21 protein-coding genes are annotated in these 25,486 nt (G+C 68.1%); 9 read left to right on the top strand and 12 right to left on the bottom strand.

Going from position 1 to position 25,486, the window contains the following annotated elements:
- The first annotated feature begins 148 nt into the window (after window positions 1-148).
- Window positions 149-391 (top strand): winged helix-turn-helix domain-containing protein, encoded by a 243-nt coding sequence (locus NDI79_RS15760; RefSeq protein ID WP_310929546.1) that lies wholly within the window; start codon window positions 149-151, stop codon window positions 389-391.
- 179 nt (window positions 392-570) lie between these two features.
- Here NDI79_RS15760 and NDI79_RS15755 read toward each other — a convergent pair whose 3' ends face one another.
- Both NDI79_RS15755 and NDI79_RS15750 read right to left on the bottom strand, forming a co-directional pair.
- Window positions 571-1,188, bottom strand: a complete 618-nt coding sequence (locus NDI79_RS15755; RefSeq protein WP_310929545.1) for a rhomboid family intramembrane serine protease — start codon at window positions 1,186-1,188, stop codon at window positions 571-573.
- A 103-nt stretch (window positions 1,189-1,291) separates the two neighbouring features.
- Window positions 1,292-2,116: a hypothetical protein gene (locus tag NDI79_RS15750; RefSeq protein ID WP_310929544.1), complete on the bottom strand. Its 825-nt coding sequence runs from the start codon at window positions 2,114-2,116 to the stop codon at window positions 1,292-1,294.
- A gap of 122 nt (window positions 2,117-2,238) precedes the next feature.
- On the opposite strand from NDI79_RS15750, the gene NDI79_RS15745 reads away from it, so the two are divergent.
- The 4 genes from NDI79_RS15745 to NDI79_RS15730 all read left to right on the top strand — a co-directional run bounded on the left by NDI79_RS15745 (window position 2,239) and on the right by NDI79_RS15730 (window position 5,163).
- Window positions 2,239-2,625, top strand: a complete 387-nt coding sequence (locus tag NDI79_RS15745; protein ID WP_310929543.1) for a secondary thiamine-phosphate synthase enzyme YjbQ — start codon at window positions 2,239-2,241, stop codon at window positions 2,623-2,625.
- 179 nt (window positions 2,626-2,804) lie between these two features.
- A complete protein-coding gene (locus tag NDI79_RS15740) occupies window positions 2,805-3,875 on the top strand; it encodes a thiamine pyrophosphate-dependent dehydrogenase E1 component subunit alpha (RefSeq protein ID WP_310929734.1) in 1,071 nt (356 codons plus the stop codon).
- Entirely contained in the window at window positions 3,875-4,897 is a 1,023-nt protein-coding gene (locus NDI79_RS15735; protein WP_310929541.1) for an alpha-ketoacid dehydrogenase subunit beta, read from the top strand. Before NDI79_RS15740 ends, NDI79_RS15735 begins: the two co-directional genes overlap by 1 nt.
- Window positions 4,894-5,163: a lipoyl domain-containing protein gene (locus NDI79_RS15730; RefSeq protein WP_310929539.1), complete on the top strand. Its 270-nt coding sequence runs from the start codon at window positions 4,894-4,896 to the stop codon at window positions 5,161-5,163. Before NDI79_RS15735 ends, NDI79_RS15730 begins: the two co-directional genes overlap by 4 nt.
- A 20-nt stretch (window positions 5,164-5,183) precedes the next feature.
- Here NDI79_RS15730 and NDI79_RS15725 read toward each other — a convergent pair whose 3' ends face one another.
- Window positions 5,184-5,357 carry a hypothetical protein gene (locus NDI79_RS15725; RefSeq protein WP_310929538.1) on the bottom strand — a complete coding sequence of 58 codons (174 nt, stop codon included), beginning with the start codon at window positions 5,355-5,357 and terminating at the stop codon, window positions 5,184-5,186.
- A 264-nt stretch (window positions 5,358-5,621) separates the two neighbouring features.
- On the opposite strand from NDI79_RS15725, the gene NDI79_RS15720 reads away from it, so the two are divergent.
- Window positions 5,622-6,647 carry a S8 family serine peptidase gene (locus NDI79_RS15720; RefSeq protein ID WP_310929537.1) on the top strand — a complete coding sequence of 342 codons (1,026 nt, stop codon included), beginning with the start codon at window positions 5,622-5,624 and terminating at the stop codon, window positions 6,645-6,647.
- A gap of 34 nt (window positions 6,648-6,681) precedes the next feature.
- Here the strand turns inward: NDI79_RS15720 and NDI79_RS15715 are convergent, their stop codons facing one another.
- From NDI79_RS15715 to NDI79_RS15695, 5 genes are all read right to left on the bottom strand, one after another.
- The gene (locus NDI79_RS15715; protein ID WP_310929536.1) at window positions 6,682-6,939 is read right to left on the bottom strand and encodes a DUF8147 domain-containing protein; all 258 of its coding nucleotides are present in this window, start codon (window positions 6,937-6,939) and stop codon (window positions 6,682-6,684) included.
- Window positions 6,940-7,064: 125 nt separating this feature from the next.
- On the bottom strand, window positions 7,065-7,955 hold the full coding sequence (locus NDI79_RS15710) for a hypothetical protein (RefSeq protein WP_310929535.1): 891 nt from the start codon (window positions 7,953-7,955) through the stop codon (window positions 7,065-7,067).
- Window positions 7,956-7,979: 24 nt separating this feature from the next.
- The gene (locus NDI79_RS15705) at window positions 7,980-10,007 is read right to left on the bottom strand and encodes a PKD domain-containing protein (RefSeq protein ID WP_310929534.1); all 2,028 of its coding nucleotides are present in this window, start codon (window positions 10,005-10,007) and stop codon (window positions 7,980-7,982) included.
- A gap of 123 nt (window positions 10,008-10,130) precedes the next feature.
- Window positions 10,131-16,970: a malectin domain-containing carbohydrate-binding protein gene (locus NDI79_RS15700; protein WP_310929532.1), complete on the bottom strand. Its 6,840-nt coding sequence runs from the start codon at window positions 16,968-16,970 to the stop codon at window positions 10,131-10,133.
- Between the two features lie 470 nt (window positions 16,971-17,440).
- On the bottom strand, window positions 17,441-17,947 hold the full coding sequence (locus NDI79_RS15695; RefSeq protein ID WP_310929531.1) for a winged helix-turn-helix domain-containing protein: 507 nt from the start codon (window positions 17,945-17,947) through the stop codon (window positions 17,441-17,443).
- A 317-nt stretch (window positions 17,948-18,264) separates the two neighbouring features.
- On the opposite strand from NDI79_RS15695, the gene nrdR reads away from it, so the two are divergent.
- The 3 genes from nrdR to NDI79_RS15680 are packed head-to-tail and all read left to right on the top strand — an operon-like array spanning window position 18,265 to window position 22,272.
- Window positions 18,265-18,804 carry a transcriptional regulator NrdR gene (gene nrdR / locus NDI79_RS15690; protein ID WP_310929530.1) on the top strand — a complete coding sequence of 180 codons (540 nt, stop codon included), beginning with the start codon at window positions 18,265-18,267 and terminating at the stop codon, window positions 18,802-18,804.
- Window positions 18,773-21,259, top strand: a complete 2,487-nt coding sequence (locus NDI79_RS15685) for a ribonucleoside-diphosphate reductase subunit alpha (protein WP_310929529.1) — start codon at window positions 18,773-18,775, stop codon at window positions 21,257-21,259. Before nrdR ends, NDI79_RS15685 begins: the two co-directional genes overlap by 32 nt.
- Before the next feature lie 20 nt (window positions 21,260-21,279).
- Entirely contained in the window at window positions 21,280-22,272 is a 993-nt protein-coding gene (locus tag NDI79_RS15680; protein WP_310929528.1) for a ribonucleotide-diphosphate reductase subunit beta, read from the top strand.
- A gap of 111 nt (window positions 22,273-22,383) precedes the next feature.
- Here the strand turns inward: NDI79_RS15680 and NDI79_RS15675 are convergent, their stop codons facing one another.
- From NDI79_RS15675 to NDI79_RS15660, 4 genes are all read right to left on the bottom strand, one after another.
- On the bottom strand, window positions 22,384-22,764 hold the full coding sequence (locus NDI79_RS15675) for a PIN domain-containing protein (RefSeq protein WP_310929527.1): 381 nt from the start codon (window positions 22,762-22,764) through the stop codon (window positions 22,384-22,386).
- Window positions 22,754-22,993 (bottom strand): antitoxin VapB family protein, encoded by a 240-nt coding sequence (locus NDI79_RS15670; protein ID WP_310929526.1) that lies wholly within the window; start codon window positions 22,991-22,993, stop codon window positions 22,754-22,756. Before NDI79_RS15670 ends, NDI79_RS15675 begins: the two co-directional genes overlap by 11 nt.
- A gap of 89 nt (window positions 22,994-23,082) precedes the next feature.
- The gene (locus NDI79_RS15665; protein ID WP_310929525.1) at window positions 23,083-24,393 is read right to left on the bottom strand and encodes an amidohydrolase; all 1,311 of its coding nucleotides are present in this window, start codon (window positions 24,391-24,393) and stop codon (window positions 23,083-23,085) included.
- Window positions 24,394-25,407 (bottom strand): threonine ammonia-lyase, encoded by a 1,014-nt coding sequence (locus NDI79_RS15660; protein WP_310929524.1) that lies wholly within the window; start codon window positions 25,405-25,407, stop codon window positions 24,394-24,396. It abuts the gene before it with no gap.
- Between the last annotated feature and the right edge of the window lie 79 nt (window positions 25,408-25,486).

The raw sequence follows: 25,486 nt of genomic DNA, 5'->3' as shown, positions 1-25,486 counted from the left end.
TCGGTTACGGCGGTGTAACCGGGTGACGTTCACGCCCTAAAACGGCTATATGGGTGGCGTCCGTACTCCCGGTGTGATCGGTCGGACCGACTCTCCATCGGGCGCGCCCCGCGTCCGGAGCGTCGGCGGCCGAACCGAACACAGTTCTATGTCACAGGCTCAACAGACCGCGGCGACCATCGACGACCTCCCTCCCAGCGCAAAGTTCGTCCGCTACGTGCTCGAACAGGAGTCGGACCTGACGCAGACCGACCTGACGGAGCGGACGCACCTCTCGACGCGGACCGTCCGCGACGCCCTCCGGAAACTGGAGGACGCCGACATCGTCCAGGAGGACGTCTGCCTGCGAGACGCCCGAAAACGCGTCTACTCGCTGGACGACGCGAACTGACTGCGGCGACACCCGTCCCCGACCGGTGACGAGACGCACCCCCCGGAGCGACGCCTCCGCGCGAGTCGAACGCGCGAACGTACCCGCGCTTCCTCCCGGTGGCGGTCGACCGAGCCGATAATGTGACCAATACCTTCGAGCCGGTCGTCGCGGCGGCGCTGTCGGGGTAGAGGGGGAGTTCAGCGCCGCGTCCGAAGCAGCCCCAACCGGCCCGCGACGAGGCCCATCGCGGCGCCCGCGAAGTGGGCGACGAGGGCGCTTCCGGGCGCGCTGAACGAGAGCGTCAGCGCCAGTGCGACGGCCGCGACGACGGCGATGACCGCGCGGGGCGGGAGCCGAAGCCGCTCGAAGAGCGCGTTCGAGGCCGGGTTGGCCGCGAGGACGTAGCCGACCAAGGCGAACGCCGCGCCGCTGGCGCCGAGCACCGCGGTCCGCGCGCCGAGGAAGCCGCTCGCCCAGACGTGCGCGACGCCGGCAAGCGCCCCGGTGACGACGAAGAAGGCGTGAAAGCGGAGTCGCGTCGTCGACAGGGAGACGAGCGTCCCGGCGACGGCGACGACGACGGCGTTCGAGAGCAGGTGCGCCGGGCCGGCGTGCGCGTAGACGCTCGTGAGGAGCGCCCACGGCGGGAGCCACACGGGCGGTCCGAGGGCGAACAGTCCCAGCAGGCCGACGAACGAGGCTCCCCACGCGAGGACGGAGACGACGAGCATGGCGAGGAGCGTCTCGACGACGGGGTTGCGGCGGAGGACGGAGGAGCGCCGGTCGCGGCCGGCGTCGTACGCGGTGGAGGACACGGTTCTGGGTGGAAATCGGTCCCGTCGAAGCAAAGCTCTTCTCCCGGGAGCGGCGGCGACGCTCCTCGCTCGGCCGGTCGCGTCGCTCCTCGGTGAATCCGTCTCACCCGTCCGATTCGGCGTCCGATCCTCTCGACGCCCGCCCGCGGTCGGGTCCGACGTCGCCCGTGTGACAGAGTTGCCCCTCGAAGCGAGCCTCAGTTCCCGCCGCCGCGGCCGTGAACGTCGCGTCGGGCGCGTCGGGAGAGTCGGAGGAATCGGAGACGCCGGAACCGCCGGAGAGTTCCGACGCGACGCCTCGGTCCGCGTTCCGGCGCCTCGCCTCGCGGAGGCGCGAGAACTGCCGGTGGACGCCGGCGAGGTAGGCCGCGAGGAGGAGGCCCGCGCCGGAGACGGCGAGGACGACGGGGGGGAGGGGTCCGGTGAGCGCCTGGATGCTCCCGAGGGCGAGTCCGACGGCACCGGCGACGACGAACAGGATGGCCACGGTGATGAGCAGGGCGGCGCGGGCGTTCGCCGCCGCGTTGAACCGTATCCAGTCGGCGTAGCTCCGGACGAGCGTCCGGCGGAACGCCCGTTCGCGGTCGGCCTCGGCCGCGCGCTCCAAATCGGCCGGCGAGGCGCCGGCGACGCGGGGCGAGGCGGTGTAGGTGACGCCCGCGGCGACGGCGCCCACCACGAGGAAGGCGAGGCCGCCGCCGAGGTAGGGCATCGACCGCAGGCCGACAGATCCGTCGGTCAGCGACAGCACGGAGACGACGACGCCGAGCAGTCCGACGGAGAACCGGAGCAGGCGCATCGCCTTGCGGTCGATGTCTTCGAGCGTGTCGAGTTGCTGGTCCAGCGTCCGCCGGGCCTCGGCGGTCGCCACCCGGAGCGCCGCGCTGGAGTCGCCGTCGGAGGGCGAGCCGCTTGGTTCGTCTGGCATCGACGGGTCCCACTGCGTGCGCCGGTCGGGTTATACTATCGACCGGCGCGGTTCGGCGGGCCGGAGACGTCGCGGTCGGTCCACCGCGGTGGTTCAAGACGGTGCCGGCGGTAGGGGCGGACATGACGCTCGAGATACGCAGCGAGGAGCGCGTCGAGGTGCGGGACGTGACCGACGAGGTGGCCGAGGCGGTTCCGGACGGCGCCGATGGCGTCTGCACCGTGTTCGTCCGGCACACCACCGCCGGCGTCGTCGTAAACGAGGACGAGGACCGCCTCCTCGCGGACGTGGAGGAGGCGCTCGAACGACTGGTTCCCCGCGACGGCGGGTACCGACACGACGACTTGGACGGCAACGCCGACGCCCACCTCCGGGCGATGCTGCTCGGGTCGAGCGTCTCGATTCCGGTCGAGGACGGCGAACTCGCCCTCGGGACGTGGCAGTCGGTGCTGTTCGTCGAGTGCGACGGTCCGCGGACGCGGTCGGTGACGGTGACGACGGTGGAGTAGAGCGGTGACGACGGCGGAGGGAAATCGACCGACTGGGAAGCGAGGAACGGTCCGCAGAACCCGTTCCGATTCCGCTCGTTCCCCGAAGTGACCGTCTCGTATTCTTGATGAATTTTTATTATCTTTGTCGGCATACCCCCGGACGGTGAACCATGCCAAGCACTGTCGAGCTACGAACGATGTACGAGGGGATGGTGACGGCGCGTCGCTACGAGGAGCGGCTCCAAGAGGAGTATCTGGAGGGAAAACAGCCCGCGTTCGACATCTCTGCGGGGCCGATTCCGGGCGAACTCCACCTCGCCGCGGGGCACGAAGCGTCGGGGGCCGGCGTGTGCATCCACCTCCGCGACGGTGACACCGTCACCGCGCCGCACCGACCCCACCACGTCGCCATCGCGAAGGGAGTCGACCTGAAGCGGATGACGGCGGAGATATTCGGCCGCGAGACGGGCCTCTGTAAGGGGAAGGGCGGACACATGCACCTGTTCGACCCCGACGTGAACTTCGCCTGCAGCGGCATCATCGCGCAGGGCTGTCCGCCCGCCGTCGGCGCGGCGATGGCGGCGAAGAAGCGCAACACGGACGAGGTGGCCGTCGCGTTCCTCGGCGAGGGCGCCATCGACCAGGGCGGGTTCCTCGAATCGCTGAACCTCGCCAGCGTGCACGACCTTCCGGTCGTGTTCGTCGTCGAGGACAACGACTGGGCTATCAGCATGCCCAAAGAGCGCGTCACGGACGTGACGGACGGCTCCCAGCGCGCGAACGGGTTCGGGCTGCCCGGCGTGCGCGTCGACTTCGACGACGCACTGGCCGTCTACGACGCCGCCGAGGAGGCCGTCGGGCGGGCGCGGGACGGTAACGGCCCGACGCTCATCGAGGTACAGGTCCACCGCCGGATGGGCCACTTCATGGGCGATGCGGAGGGTTACCGGCCGGAGAACGACGTCGAGCGCGCGAGCCGTCTCGACTCGATACCGAGGCTGGCGGAGGACCTGCGGAAGCGCGGCGTCGACGACGACGGGTTGGAGGAGATCCGGACGCGCGCACACGAACGCGTCGAGGAGGCCATCGAGTGGGCGAAAGAGCAGCCCGAACCGAAGCCCGAGGCGGCGCTGGAGGACGCGTTCGCCGGACCGCCGGAGGGGGCGGCGGAACCGCCCGCGGCCGCGGAGACGGACGGCGGTGAGCGGTCCGACGGGCCGCGAATCACGCCAGGCGAGCGAAGCGGGTCCGACGGAGGTGAGGAGTGATGGCGCAGCAGGCCGACGCCGCGGGACGCGAACTGACGATGAGCAGGGCGATGGTCGAGGCCATCGCACACGAGATGCGCGAAGACGAGGAGGTGTTCGTCATGGGCGAGGACGTCGCCGACTACGGCGGCATCTTCGGCAGCACCGACGGACTGCTGGCGGAGTTCGGCCGCGACCGGGTGATGGACGTCCCCATCTCGGAGACGAGTTTCGTCGGGGCCGGCGTCGGCGCCGCCCAGGCAGGCATGCGCCCGATTGTCGAACTCATGTTCGTCGACTTCTTCGGCGTCTGCATGGACCAGATCTACAACAACATGGCGAAGAACACCTACATGTCGGGCGGGTCGGTGAACGTCCCGATGGTGTTGATGACCGCCGTGGGCGGGTCGTACAACGACGCGGCCCAGCACTCTCAGACGCTGTACGGCACCTTCGCGCACCTCCCCGGTATGAAGGTCGTCGTCCCCTCGACGGCGTACGACGCGAAGGGCCTGATGCACAACGCCGTCCGGGACGACGACCCGGTGGTGTACATGTTCCACAAGCGCCTGATGGGCCTCGGCTGGATGCCCTCGCCGGCGGGACCGAAGACGGACGTCCCCGAGGAACCCTACTCGATTCCGTTCGGGGAGGCCGACGTGAAACGCGAGGGCGAGGACGTCACCGTCGTGACGCTCGGGCTCCACGTTCACCGTGCGCTGGAGGCCGCGGACGAACTGAGCCGAACCGACGGAATCGACACGGAAGTGGTCGACCTCCGAACGCTGAAACCGCTCGACACCGAGACGGTGGTCGACTCCGTGCGGAAGACCGGTCGGCTGGTCGTCGTCGACGAGGATTACCGCTCGTACGGCGTGACGGGCGAGATAGTCGCTCGCGTCGCCGAGGGCGCGCTGTCGGACCTCGAAGCGGTCGAGCGAGTGGCGATACCGGACGTACCGATTCCGTACGCGCGGCCGCTCGAAGAGGCGGTCAATCCGGGCGTCGAAGATATTGCCGACGCGATCCGGGCGACGCGATGAGCGGCGAACCGGGCGGAGTCGACGTCGTCGCCGCCGACTACTGGCCCGACGACGCCGACGACGTCGAGGAGGGCTATCTCGCGAACTGGTTCGCCGCCGAGGGGCGGACCGTTGAGGCGGGCGAAACGCTCTGCGAGATACAGATAGAGAAGGTGAGCATCGACGTGCCCGCGCCGACGGCCGGCGAGGTGGTGGAGGTGGCCGTCGCGGAGGGCGCGGACTTCGCTCGCGGCGACGTCTTGGCGCGGATTCGCCCCGCGACGTAGCGCCCGCGTCCCGCGTCGCCTCACCGCCGCCGGACGGTCAGGTCGCCCGCGACTATCATGCCGCCGTGCTCCAACAGCGCGGGGGCGTGGTCCCAGCAACTGTACCAGTGTCGGTGCCCGCGGGCGACCACCACGTCCGCCCGTTCCCCGCAGTCGTAGCACCGTTCGCGGGCCGGAGAGTGGATAAGGCGCACGGTCAGCGGACGCCTCCCGCGGCCGCCTCCGCCCGTCTCGACCCCTTCCGGGTGCCGGCGGCGCGGCACTTGCGCGAGGGTGTCGGAATCGGTTCGACCATACGCCGACAACGACCTCGCGGGTCAAATCAGTACGGTGCGCTCGGGACAGAGCGGGGTCGAAGCGTGAGTTCGCCCGGAATATCGCCACATCCCACCCGTCGCCGAGAATCATTTTCACTCCGCACCGAACTCTTATCCACGTTTGCTAACAACCTGCATATAATGTTCGAGATACGAACGGACCACAACATCACGACCGGTCGGTCCGGTCCCGTGGTCACCATTTCGGACGTCCGCCAGATACACGGGTTCCCCGCCCCCTCCGACGACGACGCCCCCACCGGTGCCGGCCTCACTGTCGCCGTGATGGACTCCGGCGTCGACGAGAGCCACGAGGTGTTCGACGACGTCGCCGTCGAGCACCACAACTTCACCGAGGCACCCGACGAACCGTACGACCAGGTTGGTCACGGCACGGGCGTCGCGGGCCTCATCGCACAGCTCTCGCCGGGAATCGAGCGGATAGTCGACCTCCGCATCTTCGGCGAGAGCGGGAGCGGCAACGGTCGGTCCATCTTCGACGCCTACGAGTGGGCGCAGTCGCACGCCGACGAACTGGCCACCATCAACCTCTCGTGGGGCGCGCAGACGCGGTCGCCCGACATCGACCGCGAGCACGCGAAACTGATGAACGCGGGCGTGCAGGACGTGGTGGCGGCCGGGAACACCGGCGGCACCAGCGGGAGTCCGGCGACGGCGGAGAACGCCTACGGCATCGGCGCGATGAACGAACAGAAGGAGATGACGCGGTTCAGCAGCTACAACCCCGGCGCCGTGGAGAACCCCGACGTCGTCGGCGTCGGGAAGGACGTGAAACTACCGCGCGCGTCCGGCACGTCGATGGGGACGGTCATCGACGACGAGTACGTGAAGGCCAGCGGAACGAGCTTCAGCGCCCCCATCGCCGCGGCGGCGATGAACCTCTACGTCGAAGTCGAGGGCGAGGGGTCACAGCGGCCGTTCGAGCGCACCGCCGTCGACATCCCGGGGACGCCGCGGGACGTGTACGGCTACTTCCGCTACGACCGCGCGGTGAGCGCCGAGACGACGGCGGGCGAGGTGGAGACGTTCGACCTGCCGTTCACCGACCACGAGGGCGTGGCGCTGCCGAAGGGGTGGCTCGAGTCCCCGACCCGCGCGGTGTTGGAACGGGACGAGGGGGGCGAGACGGTCGTCCGGTTCGAGTGAGGACCCGATAGGAGCGAAGGGGCCGGCAGCGGAGCTACGGCGCACCGGGCCTGCCGCGGCCGTCTCCCGCGTTTCGGCGCGCCGCGAGGACGCGGTGGACGAGGACGGCCGCGACGGCGCCGGCGACGCCGCCGACCGGGAGACCCACGAGGAGCGATGGCCACACGTACGGGTCGAGGACGGCGGTGACGCCGAGGCCGACGGCGACGAAGGCGACGATGCCGGCGACGACGCCCGCCGAGGCGTTCCAGACGGTGCGGCGCGTGACGGAGCGGCGAGTCGTGGTGGTCACGGAGAGGGATACGTCGTCCGAGAACCGGTCTCTGTCGGCGGCTCTCGAAATCCGAGAGCGACACCGACATTCGCGGCGCGTCCGCTCGGTGGTCGACGGTCGAAAAAATCGCGGGTCGTCGGGCGCTATCGCCGCCGGACGGCGAAGAGTGTCGCAACCAGCGCCGCCGCGGCGAGGGCGACGAGGGCGACGAGCCATATCGAGGCGCCGGCCGGGGCGAACGAGAACGCGCCGTCGGTCGAGGCCTGTCGGTCGGCGTCGGTCGGCGCGTCCAGCGCAGACGCGTCCGAGTCGTCGGGCGTCTCGCTCGCGTCGTCGACCGATCCGGCGTCCGAACCGTCGGCCGGAGCGTCCCCGACCGCCGAGTCGCCGGATGCGTCGACGGAGTCGTCGGAGTCATCGACCGATTCGTCGGACCCGTCGGCCGATTCGTCCGGTTCGCTCGGTTCGTCGACCGAGTCGGACCCGGCCGTCGACTGGTAGTCGTTCGACGCGACGGCTCCGACGGCGTCGACCGTGACGGACGCCGCGTCGACCTCCGTCGGGTAGCGGGAGCCGTCTTCCGCGCCGAGGGCCGACACGGACACCGAGACGTCCGTCGTCCCGGGGGCGACTCCCGAGAGCGTCACCGCGGCGATGGCGACGCGTCCGGTGTCGTCCGTGTCCATCAGCGCCGCTTTGAGGTCGGCGCTGGAGCCGTCCTCGGCGACTTCGACCGTGTTGAGCCGCGGTTCGCCGACGAGCCTCACGTCGCTGATAGTGGCGACGGACGGGTCCGAGAGGGCGATCCCGAGGTCGTACGCACCGACGCCGCCGTCGACGCCGTCCACGACCAGGTGGACGGTGGTCGTCTCCGAGACGGCCACCCGTTCGGTCGCCGCGTCCACCCGCACGGTCGTCGCCGCTTCCGCCCCCGCCACCGCCGGCGCCGAGAGGACGGTCAGGAGGACGAACGCCACCGCCGTCGCTCGGAGGAGGCGTCCGCCCGCGCCGCGGGACGAGTTCGAGTTCACCATCGTCGGACCTCCGTCGTCATGGTCTCAGGCGACCTCGTTGTAGTACAGCCACTGCACGTCCAGGACGTCGAACTGCCCGTCGCCGTTGAAGTCGAAGGCGTCGGGGTTCTGCGTCGTGGTCGGACCGTTGCGGGCCGCGAACAGCGTCTGCACGTCCAGCACGTCCACGGCGCCGTCGCCGTTGACGTCCTCGTAGACGCCGTCACCGTCCGCGTCGATGGCGGGACCGGCGGAGTTGCCGACGACGAGGGTCGAGACGGTCAGCGTCGCACCGTCGACCGTCGTCACGTCGTAGGGCATCCCGCCCTCGGTTCCGAGCGCCGTCACGTCGAGGGCGAGTTCGCTCTCGCCCTCCGCGACGCCCTGTACCGAGACGGTGCCGAGCGTGACCGCACCGGTGTCGTTCGTGTCGACCAGCACAGCCTCTATGGTCGCCGAAGAGCCGTCCTCAGCCACCTGCACGTCCGAGAGGCTACCCTCGCCCGCGAGTTCGACGCCGGTGATGGTACCGACGCTCGGGTCCGAGAGCGAGACGGTGATGCTGTACGCGCCGACGCCGCCGTCGGCGGGGTCGACCACGAGGTCGAAGTCGGCCGTCTGGTCCACGCCGAGGAGGTCATCCTCGGGCGAGAGCGAGACGGTCGTCTCCGGAGCCGCGTCGTTCGTCGGGTCGTCCGGTTCGTCGGCCTCGACCGTCACGGAGACGGTGTCGGTGTCGGTGCCGCCGTTACCGTCGGCGACTTCGACCTCGAAGGTCAGCGTCGCGTCGTTCTCCACGTCGGGCGCGGTGAACGTCGGAGACGCCGCCGAGTCATCCGAGAGCGTGACAGACGGGCCGCCCGTCTGCGTCCACGCGTAGGTGAGCGCGTCCGAGTCGGCGTCGAAGGAGCCGGACGCGTCGAGCGTCACGGACGTTCCCTCGTCGACCGTCTGGTCTGCGCCCGCGTCAGCGACGGGCGAGGTGTTCGTCGGTTCGTCCGGTTCGTCGGCCTCGACGGTCACGACGACCGTTTCGGTGTCTTCGCCGCCGTTACCGTCTGCCACGGTCACTTGGAAGGTGAGCGTCGCGTCGTTCTCCACGTCGGGTGCGGTGAACGTCGGGGACGCCGCCGAGGCGTCCGAGAGACTCACCGTCGGACCATCGGTCTGCGTCCACGCGTACGAGAGGGTATCGCCGTCCGCGTCAGAGGAACCCGACGCGTCGAGCGTCACGGACGTTCCCTCGTCGACTGTCTGGTCTGCACCCGCGTCAGCGACGGGCGAGGTGTTCGTCGGTTCGTCCGGTTCGTCGGCCTCGACGGTCACGGTGACCGTGTCGGTGTCGGTGCCGCCGTTACCGTCGGCGACTTCGACCTCGAAGGTGAGCGTCGTGTCCGCGCTCACGTCGGGCGCAGTGAACGTCGGAGACGCCGCCGAAGTGTCCGAGAGCGTGACCGACGGGCCGCCCGTCTGCGTCCACGCGTAGGTGAGTGCGTCCGAGTCGGCGTCAGAGGAACCCGACGCGTCGAGCGTCACCGAGGCGCCTTCGTCGACCGTCTGGTCGGCGCCGGCGTCCGCGACGGGTGAGGCGTTCGGCTGTTCTTCCTGCACGGTGACGGCGGTCTGCGCTGTGTCGACCGTCCGGCTGCCGTCGTCGGGTGTCAGCGCCGACCCTTCGGCGCCGACGGTGTACTCGCCGGGCGCGGCGTCGTCGGGAACCGCGACGGTGTACGTGACGACGTACGTCGCGTCGATGCCGTCGGCGTCACCGGCGAGCCACGTCCACGCGTCGCCGCTGAAGGCGGCGGGTCCGTCGGCGGTCTGCGACTCGATGGTCCAGCCGGACGGGAGGGACGCGATCAGTTGCGGCGCGTTGAGTTCCGTCACCGCGAGTTCCGTCTCTATCTCGACCGTATCGCCCGGTGCGACCGTCGTGCTGTTCGGCGACTGCGCGACCGCGACCGTCGGGGCTGCCGCGGCCGTCCCCACCGGCCCGAAGGCCGAGAGAACGAGCGCGAGCGCCACGAGTGCGGCGGCCGCCTGTCTGAACCGGTTCTGCGCTGTGTCTTTCATCAGTTGGTTTTGATTCGCTGTGTTCGCTTCGGTGGTTGGCGCGCGATGCGGTGCCGGGAGTCGTCCCGACGGCGGTCCGACGAGCGCGGTGCGTCGGCTCGTCGTTCGGAGGAGCGGACGAGTCTACGCGTCGTCCTCCGCGAGAATCTCGATGGCTCGAACCTCGGGTTTCTCCGCCGCGCCCGTCTCGAAGGTGACGGTGACCGTGCCGTCGCCGTCCTCGGTCGCGGTGAAACTCTTCATCGTCCCCGTCGCGTGGCCCACGTCGGCCACCGGATCGTACTGCGTGAGGACCTGTTGGCCCTCGACGGAGACGTTGAACGCGCGGTCGCCAGGGTCGCTCGTGCCGGGGAACGAGTTGGCGAAGTACAGACGCACCTCGACCTCTTGCCCCGCGTCCGCCGCGAACTCCCACGTCATCTCCCCGTAGCGCTCGGTGTCGAACACGGCGTCGGGGGTGGACGACGGAACCGTGTCGTCGACCGTAACGTCCGCCCCGGCGGCGTAGTTGCCGCCGTCGGGCCCGACCGAGGCGAGGTACGTCGAACCGGCGCCGGTCGCGCCGACCCACTCGGGACCGGCGTCGACGGCAGCGACCGTGTCTCCGCCCGCGTTCACGCGGTAGAGGACCTGCGCGCCGGACGAACCGTCGTCACCCGCGCTCTCGTCGTACTTCAGCACGACGACGTTCGAGGTGAGGCCGGTGTCGCCGTCGCCGTCCTGCACGGCGGCGACGAAGTGGTTGTAGCCGCCCTCGGCGCCGGAGCTCGACGTGTTGGTGAGGGAGACGTCAACCGTCGCCTCGCCGTCGGTGCCGAGCTGGACGGTCTGATAGTCGACGTTCTCGGCCGTGTTGGCCTCGTAGTCGACGAGTTCGTAGCCGTCGGCCTGGTTAGCGAGTTCGAGTTGTCCCTCGACGTGGAGCAGGGAGACCGTCGCGCCGGCGGGACCGGAGACCGTGACGGTCTGGTCCGCCTGCGAGACGGTCGCCGCGCCGTGCTGTGCGTCGAGCGCACTCGAATCGAGCGAGACGCCCTCGACGCCGAGCGCCGGCGCGGGGGCGACGTCGGTCTTCGCGGCGGCTTCCGCGCCGCCGTCGCTCCCGTCGCCGAACAGCGCCGTCGTCTGCGTGCTGCCGTCGGCGTACTCGACCGTGACGGTCGCGCCGGTCATCTCCAGTCCGGAGACGGAGCCGGCGGCACCGGTGCCCTGCGCGTTCTTGATGCTGGTCGGGTCGATGTCGACGGAGAAGGCGAACGTCTCGCCGCCGTCGAAGTCGTCGAACGTCGCCGTCAGTTCGTCGTAGCCGTCGGCGCCGCTCTGTCCGTCGTGCGGCGCGGCGAACGACCCGCCCTGCAGGCCGGTCGCGCTCGCGCCGCCGTCGGGCGAGAAGCCCTTCGAGCCGGAGTCACCGGCGGTACCCTCGGGGTCGAAGACGACGTCCGAGAGCACGGCGGTGCTCAGGTCGTAGGTGACCGACGTGATCTGCTTGTCGCCGGTGTTCGCGATCGAGAGCGAGCCGCCGCCGTAGGTGCTCGCGTCGATACCGCTGTTCGCCGTCACGGCGAAGTCGGCCGAGCCGGAGCCGCCGTTCGAGCTACCATCAGTCTGAGTCACCTTGATCGCGGAGATCTTCGCGTTGTCCGCGGACGCGCTGAAGTCGATGTTCAGCGTGCCATCGGTTACCTCGACCGTGTAGGTCTTCTCCGTGGCGTTCAGCGCGCCGACGTCGGCGTAGAGGTCGTACTCATCGAGTTCGACCTCGCCGCCTTCGACGTTCGCACTGAACACGCGGTCGCCGATCTGGTCGGCGTCTCCGTCGTTCGAGGAGACGCCCTGGTAGATCTCGGCGAACTGGAGCGTGACCTCGTAGGTTCCGCTCTCCGAGACGGGGATGTCGTAGCTGAACGGGTCGCCGTACCGTTCGGTCCGGTAGAGCGGGTCGTCCTCGGTGTTCCCGATCTCCGGGGTCGAGGGCGTTCCGGCGCTGCCGGTGCTGAACGCGCTGCCGCCGTCGAAGTTCGTGTCGGCCTCGTAGACCGTGCCGTCGACCGCGGTGTACTCCGAGCCGCCGGCGTTCACGGCGAAGACGACGTCGCCGGACTGACCGTCGGAACCGTCGCCCGCGTCTTGGTCGTACTTCAGTACGACGACGTTCGAGGCGAGGCCCGTGTCGCCCGAGGCCTCACCGTGCGCGGCGACGAAGTAGTTGTAACCGGCCTCGTCGCCGTCGTCGGCCGAGCTAGTCAGCGTGACCGGCACCGTCGCCTCGCCGTTCGAGTCGAGGGTAGCGGTGTAGTACTGAACGTCGACCGCGTTGTTCGCTTCCAGGTCTTCGACGTCGTAGCCGCCGTTCGGAACGTTGCTCAGCGCGAGTTCGCCCTCGACGCGAACGAGCGTGACGGTCTCGCCGGGCTGGCCGGTGACCGTGACGGTCTGGTCCGCCTGCGAGACGGTCGCACCGCTGTGGTAGTCGTCGAGAACGCTCGAATCGAGCGAGACGCCCTGCGCGCCGACCGAGGGCGCGGGGGCTTCGTCTCCGGTCACGACGGCGGTCGCGCCGCCGACGCTGCCGTCACCCATCAGCTGAGTGGTCTGGGTCGTGCCGTCCTCGTACGTGACAGTGACCGTCGCACGAGCGAGTTCCAGACCTGAGACCGGACCGGCCTCCTGAGAGCCGACCGTGGCGCCCTTGATGCTGGTCGGGTCGTTGTCGACCCAGAACGTCGCCGTCTCGTCCGACTGGAAGTCGTCGAACTCGACGGTCATCACGTCGTAGCCGTCGTCGGCGTTCTGGCCGTTGTGGGGCTGAGAGAACGCCTCGCCGGTGCCGGGTTGGGTGATGATTCCCGTTCCGCCGTCGCTGGCGATGTTGAGGCCTTCGCCCGTCGGGTCACCTGCGGTACCCTGCGGGTCGAACACCATGTCCGGCATCGACGACGTGCCGAGGTCGAAGCTCACCGACGTGATGTTCTTCTCGCCGGTGTTCGTCACCTGGAACGTGTCGCCGCCGTAAGTCGATTGGTCGATGTTGCCGCTGTCGGGCGTGATTTCGACCAGCGCCGAACCGGTGGTCTCCTCTTCGGGTGTCGTCACGGAGGCGCCGGTCGCCCACACGTTGACGAGTTGCTGTATCTGCGCGTTGTCGACCGTCGCGCCGTCGGTTCCGGGCACCGCCGCGCCGGTGGCCCACCAGTTGATAGCCTGCTGAACCTCCGCGTTATCGACGATACCGTCCTCGCCGGCGACGAACTCAGCGACGGTCTGCGTGCCGTCTCCGCCGTCGGTGTCGGTGTCCTCGACGGTGACGTTCACGGTGTCGGTCGCCGAGTCCTCGCCGTCCGAGACGCTCAACTCGAAGGTGAACACCGCGTCGCCGTCCACGTCGGGGGCGATGAACGGCGCCTGCTGACCGTCGCTCATGTCGAGCAGTCCGGACGGGCTCCCTGCCGTCTGCGTCCACGTGTAGCCCAGCGCGTCGCCGTCCGGGTCGGACGAACCGGACCCGTCGAGGGTGACCTGCTGGCCCTCCTCGACGGTGACGTCCGCGCCGGCGTCGGCCGTCGGCGGGGCGTTCGCGGGCGGGTTCACGTAGTCGACCGAGATGTCGGTCCACGTCGCCGGGAACGCGCTCGCACCGTTGGACGTCGAGATAACGCCCACCGCCGGCGCGACACCGTCGGACGAGTCGAACCAGCTCGCCGGCACCGCCGTGGTGTCGACCTGAGTCGTCTCGCCGTCGATCTCGTACTCGGCCGTGACCGCGAATTCTTCGACGCCGTTGTTCGGCACCGGATCGGTCGTCGGGTCGACGGTCATCCGAAGCGTCGGAGAGCCGCCCGCGACGGCACTGTCGCTGGTGACGCCCTGGCTCTCGAAGGAGTCGTCGACCTCTTTCGCGAACTGGACGCCGCCGGTGCCGCCGTCGGCCGCGGCGACCAGCTTCACGTAGTTCGACTGGTCTCCGGTGCCGACGAACAGGCCGGCGGACTGGTAGTTCTCCGGGTTCTCCGGGAAGCTGCTCACCGTCGTCTCGACGGTGAACGGCTGGTCCGGCGCGTCGACGCCGAACTGGAAGCCGTACTGCTGCGTGTTGGTGTCCGAGTAGGCGTCGCCGTTCGGAACTCCTTCGACCGTCAGCACCTCCGCGGCGCCGCCGACGGTCATCTCCGTCGGGTCGTACAGCTCCTGGTAGTCCTGCCCGTTCGTCATGAGCCCGGTCCAGCCCTGACCGCTCTCGCCGAACAGACCGAGTTCGGAGAAGTCGTACTGGACGGGGAGCGCCGTGTCGAGACCGTTGTTCGGGTCGACGGCGAACGGGTCCTCGGTGTCGTCGAGGCCGTCATTATCGTCGTCCGGGTCGTTGAGGTTCGATTCGCCGTCGCCGTCGAAGTCGGCGGGCGTGGACGCCGCGGAACACGGGTCGGTGCCCGCGTCGAGTTCGTCGGCGTTGTCGTAGCCGTCGCCGTCCTCGTCGAGTGAGGCGTCGTCGGCGCCGGTGCACTGCTGCCCGTCGCCGCTACCGTCGGTGCCGTAGTCGACCGGCTCGAAGATCGTCACGTCGCCGCTCCCGCGGTTCGCCGTCAGCACGACGCCCGGGAACGGGCCGTCGTCGCCGACAGTCGCGATACCGAGCGGCTGCGAGCCGGTGTTGAACACCGTTTCGACGTTCGTCGCCGTCTCGCCGTCGGCGCTAAGCTGGATGCGCTTGATCGAGCCACCGAGTTCGACCTGCAGGAGGTCGCCCTGCATCGCGCCGCCGAAGTTCGAGGCGGTGTACTCGGCCGTGCCGCCGGTGGGACCGAACAGAACCTTGTCGCCGTTCTGGTCCACCATCGTGTTCGCGCTACCGGCGGGCGCACCCGGGTCGGGCGACCCGCTCGTCGGCGGGATGTAGTCCGCCTCGACCGGGTTCACCATGCTCGCCGGAACGGGCGAGTTCGATTCCGTGATGTCGAACACCAGGTTCCCGTTCTCGTCGTAGATGTCCGCGCCCGTCGGGTTCGCGCGGATGGGCGCGGCGTGGCCGCCGTAGACGCCCTCGTCGACCTTGACGAGTTCGTCGCTCTTCGAGTAGCTTCCGTCCTCGTTCGGGTGGTTCGTCACCGACGTGGCGTCGGCCACGATGTTCCCGCTGGCGTCGGCCGGTTGGCCGCCCCAACCGCCGTTCGGTCCGTGGTCGGCGGCGTAGATCTGGCCGCTCGTCGTAACGACGAGGTCGTACGGGTTGCGGTAGCCGGGCGAGTAGACCTGGACCGGCCCGTCTTCGACTATCTTGGCCTGGTTGATCCCGTCGTTTCCGCCGAAGGGAAGGTCGTCGCCGTCCGTCCCGTCGTCGTTCTGAATCGTGGGGATGGCGTAGTAGAACTCCAGGTCGGGATAGCTTCCGTCGTAGCTCTGGAGATTCTTCGCCTGGTAGTCGCTCTCTATCTGCGCGATATCGATTTCCAGAATGGCGGCCGAGAGCGCGAACTCGGGGGTGTGTCCGAAGTTGTCGCCCGGCGCACCCTTGTTCGTATTCCCGCCCTGGGCGACGTACAGCGTGTCGCCGTCGGCCGAAAGGTCGAGTCCGTTGGTCGCGTGGTTCTCCTCGGACCGCGGCAGTCCGAGCACCATCACGTCGTGGTCGACCTCGCTCGATTGGAGCACGCCGTCGCTTCCCGGCGAGAGGGTCAGTCGAGAGATCGTACCGGAGTTCGTGTCCGTGTCGTCGTCGTCCTGCCCCACGTCGATCGACGGGTCGCTGGAAGAGACGTAGACGATCGGATTCTCGGCCGTCCCGCCGACGGTCAGACCGGTGATCTGTCGGTCGTTCTCGCCCGCGTTGTACTCCCCGAAGTCGTCGTGGTTGGGAATCTGCTTGATCGCGTCGGTCGCGAACTGCCCGACGACCTCGTAGCTGTCGTCGCCCGTGCGTTCGACGTCGAGCACGTAGACGGTGCCGCTCTGCACCGAGACGTAGAAGCGCCCGTCGGGACCGACGTCGATAGCCGTCGGGTTACCCGCGCTGAACCCGTCGAGCTTGCTCTTCGTGAAGTCGGGGTCGACCGCGCTCGCTCCATCGCCCGAGAGCGACACCGTCAGCGGGTCGTTCGACCCGCTGTGTGCGATCGAAAGCGTCGCGCTCGCGGAGTCGGCGCTCGACGGCGAGAACGTCACCGGAATCTCCGCGGACTCGCCGGGGGCGAGCGTCGTCTGAGACGCCGACCCCGCCGAGAACGCGTCGTCGCCGTCGACGGAGACGCCGTCGATGGCGATGCTGGCGTCGTCGTCGCCGCCGAGATTGGTCACGGCGACCGTCTGTGTCTCGGACTCGCCGCTGAGAACCGAGCCGAAGTCGACGCTCGACGGACCGCCGAGCGTGTTCGGTTCGGGCCCGGCAGAGACGATTTCGACGGCCGAAATCTTGGCGTTGTCCTGGACTGTCGTGAGTGCGACGTCGATGGCGCCGTCCGAGGGCGTCACGGTGTAGGACTTCATCACGCCCGCGTCGTGGCCGACGTCGGCGTGGATATCGTAGTCGTTCAGCACCTGTTCGCCCTCGACAGCGACGTCGAAGAGCCGTTCCTCGTCACTGGTGGCGTATATCTCGGCGAAGTACAGCCGGACTTCGTACGGTTGACCGGCTTGGATGTTCTCGGAGAACGTCCACTGCTGGTCGCCGTACACCTCGCTCTGGAAGACGCCCGCGGGCGTCCCCGATGGAACGGACGGTCCGAGCGAAACGGAGTCGCCCGTACTGTAGGTTTGGCTGTTTCCCGTTTGATACTGCTGCCAATCGCCGGACCACTCCGGCGCGTCGGCTCCGGTGACTCCCCCTCCGCCCGCGTTCACGCGGTAGAGGACCTCTCCCGGCGCCGCCGCCACCGCGCCCGAGAAGGCGAAGGTGCCGGCGAACACCGACGTTATCATCATCACCGCCAAGACGACGGCGGTGAGTCGGTTCGTCTCTGGTTCGTTCATGTCATCATCTGTTTGTGTCGTCGAATCGCGTCTGATCACCGAATCGATTCCATACGTGACCCGAGAAACGGCAGTCCACCCACCGAACCGGGTGAAAATTGAACGTACTGACAGATGTATCACTATTAGCACAATACCGAGCGGTATCGAGACGTTGGTAGAGAGTAACGTACTGTTTCGATGATTATCACCGCGCTAACTACGTCTCGCGTCGAGCGGTTAGGGAAGTGTGAACGCGGTCTCGGGGTTGCTCGTCGGGAGCGGGAGGAACGGCGAGGCGGAGGAAGCGCGAACGAGAGCGGAAGCGGAAGGAGGCGGGCGAGGAAAAACGCCTGTCGAGGAGGGAGTGAAGCACAGAGCACGAACGCGGAGGAATCGGGAAGCAAAAAGTGAAAACAGAGCGGCGGAGTGGAGAAGCGCAGAGCCACCGGCGGCGTCAATCGCCCCCTCGAACCGACGACCGGTGACGACTACGTCGAGACGACGAACAACGCGACGAGGAGAACGCCGAACGAGGCAGCGGCGGTAAGCGGCGACAGTAGCCCGAACGAGAAGGCGGCGGCCGTTACGATACTGAGGAACGAGAGCGCGACGGCGTACCGACTCGAGTGCTGCGCCTCGCCGGCGTGTCCGTCGAATCCGAAATCAAGGCGCTTCGCGGCCGGCGTGAGTTCGACGTCGACCCACCGTCGCTCCGCCTGCACGAACCCGGAGTCAGCTAACTTCTTGAGGTGGTTCTGATAGAGCGCCGTGTACGCGCTCTTCCGTTGCGCGTGCGTCACTTCCTCGACCGGGATACCGTTCTCCGCCGCCGCGATGTGCTCCGCGAGTTCGCCGATGGCGACGGGGCCGTCGCGTTCGCGCAGGTATCGGAGCGTGTGTCGCCGTCGTGGGTTGCCGAGCATCTCGTAGAGGTCATCCTCCCCGATATCGGTGACATTACCCCGCACCGCGGGCGGTCGTATCGCCAGTGGCATGTCTTCACATCCGGAGTAGGTCTGTATTGTTATATCAATGGTATTGAACTAGATGTTTTCTTGAAGGTGTCGTTGAATCTCCGACGTCGGGATGTCAGAGAGCGAAACGTCCGATTTAATCGGCTAAATCGCCCCGATAGGGGAACAAGCGGGCCCTCCCATCCAGAAGGCCGATGCGACTAAAACAATCTTACTTGTCTTAGTGAAATCTCGTTGGAAAAATTTATCACCGTCTCGCGGACACTACATGTTGCGACCGATAGCGCGGACCCACGACATGTGGGTTGAACAGCCCGGAGGGTCGAGTAGTGACAACCATGGACTGCCCCGATTGCGGTCACGACCGGACGAGCGTCGTCGACACCCGGACCGGCGAGGACGGAGCGACCGTCCGCCGCCGGCGGGAGTGTCAGCGGTGTTCGTTCCGGTTCACGACGTACGAGCGACCCGAGTGGGAGACCCTCCAAGTGAAGAAACGCGACGGACGCATCGAACCGTTCGACCGGGGGAAACTCCGCGCCGGCGTCGAACGGGCCGTCGAGAAGCGGCCCGTGGACGCGGCGACCGTCGAGTCGCTGGTCGAGGCGGTAGAGCGGGAACTGGCGGGGCGGGGGACGCGCATCGTCTCCTCCAGCCTCGTCGGCGAACTCGCCTCCGACCGCCTGCGCGACCTCGATTCGGTGGCGTACATCCGGTTCGTCTCGGTGTACGAGGCGTTCTCGGACCCCGAGGAGTTCCTCGACGAACTCGACCGGGTGCTCGACGACCGGTTCGAGCGGTCCGACGGTCCCGACGACCCCGACGCGACGACGGACGACTCACCAGATGGCACGCACACAGACGACGCAGGCGACTGACGCACAGCCACGAGCGATACTCGAACGCGCGCGGACCGACTACGAGGACGTGCTCACCGACGAGACGACCGACCGACTCCTCGAAGAGGCCGAGCGAAACCTCTACGACGGCGCCTCGGCCGACGAGGTGTACGAGGCGCTCGAGGGGGTGACGACGGCGCGAATCGAACGCGACCCCGCCTACAAGTACGTCGCCGCCGACGTGCACCGGCAGCGCTACTTCCGCCGGGTGACCGGCGAGCGACTGACGGGCGCGGCGGCCGAGTCCGAGGGGCGCGTCGACGACGAGACGGAGGCGACCTACCGCGAGACGTTCCGCGAGAACCTCGAACGCGGCGTCGAGGAGGACCTACTCGACGAGCGACTCCTCGACGGTCGGTTCGACCTCGACGAGTTGGCCGATTCGCTCGCCCTCGAACGCGACGAGAAGTTCGACTACATCGCGATGTCGACGCTGACCCAGCGGTACTTCATCGAGACGAACGACGAGGACCCCCTCGAACTGCCGCAGGCGTTCTGGATGCGGGTGGCGATGGGCCTCGCCATCGAGGAGGACGACCCTCAAGAACGGGCCTTGGAGTTCTACGACGTGCTCTCCCGACTGCTCTTCACCCCCTCGACGCCGACGCTGTTCCACAGCGGGACGACCCACCCGCAGCTGTCTTCCTGCTATCTCACCACCGTCGAGGACGACTTAGAGCACATCTTCGAGTCCTACAAACACCACGCGCAACTGTCGAAGTGGAGCGGCGGCCTCGGCAACGACTGGACGAACCTCCGCTCGGAGGGCGCGCTCATCAGCAGTACGGGCGTCGAGTCGACGGGGACGGTGCCGTTCCTGAAGATAAGCAACGACGTGACCGCGGCGATAAATCGGTCGGGCAAGCGCCGCGGCGCCGCCTGCGCCTACCTCGAAGCGTGGCACATGGACTTTCCCGCCTTCTTGGACCTGCGGCGGAACACCGGCGACGAACGCCGCCGCACGCACGACATGAACACCGCGGCGTGGGTGCCGGACCTGTTCATGGAACGGGTCGAAGCGGAGGGAGAGTGGACGCTGTTCTCCCCCGACGAGGTGCCCGAACTCCACGAGACCTACGGCGAGGAGTTCGCCGAGGTGTACGAGGCGTACGAGGCGAAAGCCGAGAACGGGGAACTGCGGCAGTACGAGACGGTCGACGCCGCGGATCTCTGGCGGACGATGCTCACCCGACTGTTCGAGACGGGCCACCCGTGGATCACGTTCAAGGACCCCTGTAACGTCCGATCGCCGCAGGACCACGTCGGCACGGTTCACTCCTCGAACCTCTGCACCGAGATAACGCTCAACACGAGTTCCGAGGAGCACGCAGTCTGCAACCTCGGGAGCGTCAACCTCTCGAACCACGTTTCGGGCGAGGGACTGGACCGCGACGCCCTCTCCGAGACCGTCGAGACGGCGATGCGGATGCTCGACAACGTCGTCGACCTCTGTTTCTACCCCACGGACGAGGCCGAGTACTCCAACATGCGCCACCGTCCCATCGGTCTCGGCGTGATGGGTTTCCACGAGGCGCTGATGGCGACGGGAACGCCGATGGCCTCCGAGGACGCAGTCGAGAAGTCCAACCGCTGGCAGGAGTTCGTCTCCTACCACGCCATCCTCAACAGTTCTCGCTTGGCGAAGGAGCGAGAACCGTACGAGACGTTCGAGGGGAGCAAGTGGGACCGCGGCGTCCTTCCGCACGACACCGTCGACCTGCTGGAAGAGGAGCGCGGCCGCGAGATTCCGACCGACCGCTCGGAGACGATGGACTGGGGCCGGGTGCGCGAGCACATCTCCGAGCACGGCATGCGCAACTCGAACACGATGGCCGTCGCGCCGACGGCGACGGTGTCGACCATCAACGGGACGACGCCCTCCATCGAACCCATCTACTCGAATCTATATGTGAAGTCGAACATGAGCGGCGACTTCACCGTCCTCAACGAGCAGTTGGTCGAGGAACTGAAAGCCCTCGACCTGTGGGACGAGGGGATGGTCGACCGGGTGAAGTTCCACGACGGGTCGATTCAGGAGATAGCCGACATCCCCGAGGAGACGCGCGAACTGCACCGGAGCGCCTTCGAGATAGACCCGCGACACCAACTTCGCCTCACCGCCCACCGAGGGCAGTGGATCGACCAGTCCGTCTCGCACAACGTGTTCTTCCCGAGCACCGACGGCTCCCTGCTCGACGACGTGTACAAGACGGCGTGGCGACTCGGGATGAAGACGACGTACTACCTGCGGACGCTCGGCGCCTCGCAGATAGAGAAATCGACGCTCGACATGGCCGAGTACGGCCGGACGCAGCGACGAGGTGAGGATGCGGACGCGGCGACTGACGGCGACGACGGCGCGACACCGTCAGACGAGTCCAGCGGCACCGGTCTCGCCCGCGTCGAAGACCCGACCTGCGACGCCTGTCAGTGACCGTCTGAACTCGATTACCAATGCCCATACTCAACCACGACGCGGAACACGACCCGAACAAGATACTGCCCATCGACTACGACTGGGCGCGCCAGTACTACCGCGACGGCGTCGCCAACAACTGGGTGCCCGAGGAGATACCCATGCAGGACGACGTCGCCCAGTGGAACGGCGGCGAACTCACCGACTCGGAGAAGCAGTTGGTCGAGTGGAACCTCGGCTTCTTCTCCACCGCCGAGTCGCTGACGGCGAACAACATCGTCCTCGCCCTCTACGAGTACGTCACCGCGCCGGAGTGCCGGCAGTACCTCCTGCGGCAGGCGTACGAGGAGGCCATCCACACGGACACCTTCATCTACTGCTGTGACTCGCTGGGGTTCGACCCCGACTATCTCTACGGGATGTACGAGCGCGTCCCCTCGATTCAGGAGAAAGACGACTTCGTCGTCGACCTGACGCGGAATCTCGACGACCCGGACTTCGAGGTCGAGGACACGGAGGACGTGCGCGACCTGCTCCGCGACCTCGTCGGCTTCTACGTCGTCATGGAGGGGGTGTTCTTCTACGCCGGGTTCGCCATGATGCTCGCCCTCCGGCGGCAGAACAAGATGGTCGGCATCGGCCAGCAGTTCGAGTACATCATGCGCGACGAGTCGCTGCACGTGGGGTTCGGCGTCGACCTCATCAACCAGATTCGCGCGGAGAACTCCGGCGTCTGGACCGACGAGTTCGGCGAGGAGGTGCGCGACCTCGTGGAGAGAGCGGTCGACCTCGAACAGATATACGCCCGGGAGGCCTGCCCCGACGACGTGCTCGGGATGAGTTCCGAGCAGTTCGCCGAGTACGTCGAGTACATCGCCGACCGGCGACTGGGTCAGTTGGACCTCGCGGCGAGTTACGGGACCGAAAACCCGTTCCCGTGGATGAGCGAGGCCGTCGACCTGAACAAGGAGAAGAACTTCTTCGAGACGCAGGTCACGGAGTACCAGAGCGGCGGGTCGTTAGACTGGTAAGGGGTCGATAAACCGGGCGAGACGGCGGCGTAACGACCCGTTACGCCTCGTTAATCGTACCCAACCGCACGACTGCGTCGTTCAAGGAGCGGGCGAACCCGGGGCGTCGACTCAGTAGGTTTCGACCTCGACGCCCAACCGCTCGAAGTCGTCGACGTTCCGCGTCAGAACGGGTTCGCCCGCTATCTCGGCGGTCGCGGCGATGGCGGCGTCGCCTTTCCGGCGCGCCGCCCCGGACTCGCCGAGTCGCCGCCCCGCCCGACGGGAGACCTCTTCGTCCATCGGGACGAACGGTAAGTCGTCGATAACGCGGCGAATCCGTCGTTCCTCGGAGTCGTCGGCGGCGCCCGTTCCGATACCGATGTACAACTCCAGAACGGTCATCGCGGGCATCTTCAACACCGCGCCGTCGGCCTCTAACTGTTCGGCCTTCGAGACCGCCCCCTCGTCGCCGTCGAGGAGGTCGAGAACGAACGCCGTATCAAGAATCACGCAATCGCTCCCGCACCTCGCGCACCTCTTCGGCGTCGGCCTCGTCGGCCTCGTCGATAGCGTCGCGCATCGTCTCCACGTCCTCCGAGTTCAGGAGTCCGGCGAGGTCGGTTATCGAGGACCGGCGGGTGAGTCGGGCGACGGCGTCCGAGAACGTCTCGTCGTCCCGCTTGTGCGCCTCGATGTAGTCGTACACGTCGTCGTCGAGGCGAACCGATTTCGTCCCCATACGTATACAGTCGTATACGAGGCGCTTGAATCTGGCGTCGGAAGCGTCCGTCGCCGCCCTCGCAGTTCAGTCGGGGCCGGCCTACTCGCTTACTCGGCCCCCAGCCGAACGACGGCGTCGCTCAGCACGTCGACGGCGATGTCGAGGCTCCGCTCGTCGATATCGAACGTCGGGGAGTGGTGGCCGCCGGGGTGGTCCGTACCCACCACCGCGTACGCCGCGTTTCCGCCGTTCTCCTTCACCCGCTTCATCAGGTACGTCGCGTCCTCGCTGGCGCCGAAGTCCGCGGACGGTATCGTCTCCGTCACGTCGGAGTGCGCCCGCGCCGCCGCCTCGACGGCCCCCGCCGTCTCGGGGTCGCTGTCCTCCCGCGGCGCCTCCCCCTCGACCGTTATCTCGACTTCGCAGCCGTGTCGCTCCGCGGCGGTCCGAATCACCGTCGCGCACTCCTCGAACATGTGCTCCATCAGTTCCGTGTCTTCACCTCGGACCTCCGCCTCGAAGGCGGCGCGGTCGGCGACGACGTTCGTGTGGCCGGGCGCGCCGCCCTCGACGTGGCCGACGTTGACCCGGGTCGCGCCGCCGCCGTGCCGCGGAACCGCGTACAGGTCCGACGCCGCCGACACCGCGGCCTGAATCGCGTTGTCGCCCGCTTCGGGGTTCTTCGCGGCGTGGGCCGACGTTCCCGAGAACTCGGCGCGGAACCGGCGGACCGCGAGCGTCCTGACGACGCCGGCGACGACGGTGCCCGTCGGTCTGTCGAGACCGAGGTGGACGGCCAGGAGGGAGTCGACGTCGTCGAGGTGGCCGCCCGTCGCCATCGCCTTGGCGCCGCCGGCCACCTCCTCGGCGGGTTGGAAGAGAACCTTCAGCGTCCCCGAGAACTCGCTCCCCCTCACCGCATCGAGGACGCCGAGGCCGATGGTCGCGTGTCCGTCGTGCCCGCAGGCGTGCATCACTCCCTCGTTCTCCGAGCGGAACCCCTCGGCTGCGGGGCGGTGGCCCGGGTCGTCGGACTCGGCGACGTGCAGGGCGTCGATGTCGACGCGGAGGGCGACGGTCGGTCCCGGACCGCGTTCGAGGACCGCCACCGCGCCGGTGTGACCGCCGCGGAGGCGTTCGAGCACGTCGGGGTCGGCGCCGCGCTCTCGTGCCCGTCGGAACCACCCCTCCAGTTCCGCCTCGGGCGGCACCGACAGACGGTTCTCGGGGTCGGTGATATCGGGACCGTAGTGGAGTTCGTCGACGCCGATTCGCTCGGCGTACTCGACGACGCGAGCGGTCGTGGCGAACTCGCACCACGCCGGTTCGGGGTCGCGGTGGAACGCCCGGCGGACCTCGCTCAAGTGGTCCCGAACCGGCCGCGATTCCGTCCCGCCGTCCGATTCGCTGCCGGCCATTCAGCCGAGCACCGCCCGGAGTTTCTCGCCGGCGATGTTGCGCCCCGAAATCTGGAGCACGACGGTCTGTCCCGCCAGTTCGTCGCCGCGTTCGAGCGCCGCCGCGACGGACGCGCAGGCCGCGCCCTCCAAGGCGAGGTGCTCTTCGAGGAGCATCGTCTCCACCGCCGCCTCGATTCGCTCGTCGCTCACGAGGACCATCTCCGTCAGTCGGTCGCGGAGTATCTCCGTGGTGAGGGCGAACGGGACGCGCGACTGGAGGCCCTCGGCGTAGGTGTCGGCGTCGTCTCGGGGGCGGAGGTGACCCTCCGACCACGCGTGGTACATCGCGGGCGCGTTCGCCGACTGGACGCCGACGACGTCCGCGTCGGTCATCTCGCCGACGGTGAGACAGTAGCCCGAGGCGCTGCTGCCGCCGCCGATGGGGCAGAAGAGCGTGTCCACCCGGGGGAGTTCCTCGACGACTTCGAGGCCCGCCGTGGCGACGCCAGCTATCAGTGCGGGTTCGTTCGCCGAGTGGACGTAGCGGTAGCCCTCCGTCCGCGCCCGCTCTTCGGCCCATTCGCGCGCGTCGTCGTAGTCGCGGCCGACGGGGTGCACCTCCGCCCCCATCCGCTCCATCGCGGCCACCTTGTCCGGGTTCGGGTCGCCGGGCACGGCCACGAGAACGGGGATGTCGAACGCCCGCCCCGCGTAGGCGACGGACTGGCCGTGGTTGCCGGTGCTGGCCGCGATGAGACCGGGCTCGCGGAACTCCTCGTCGAGGCCCGCACAGAGGTTGATTCCGCCGCGTACCTTGAACGCGCCCGTCGGGAGCGTGTCCTCCCGTTTGAGGTAGACGTCGGCGTCGAGTTCCGCCGAGAGGGACTCGCTCCGGACGAGGGGCGTCCGCGGGAGGTGACGGGAGACGACCGAACGCGCCTCGTAGACGTCCGCGAGCGTCGGCGGGGTCAGGTCGTGGTACCCGAAGATCGTCGTTTCGTCCGGTGATTCGACCGTGTCGTACGCTGTCATCGGTCGTGATACGCGGTGGCACGTATAAAGACCCGGGAGGAGTCCGCGGGGCGTCCGGCGGGTCGCGGCGAAGCTAAAG

This window comes from Halogeometricum sp. S3BR5-2 (assembly GCF_031624635.1).
GTDB classification, from domain to species: domain Archaea; phylum Halobacteriota; class Halobacteria; order Halobacteriales; family Haloferacaceae; genus Halogeometricum; species Halogeometricum luteum.
This window is presented reverse-complemented; position numbering and strand designations above follow the sequence as displayed.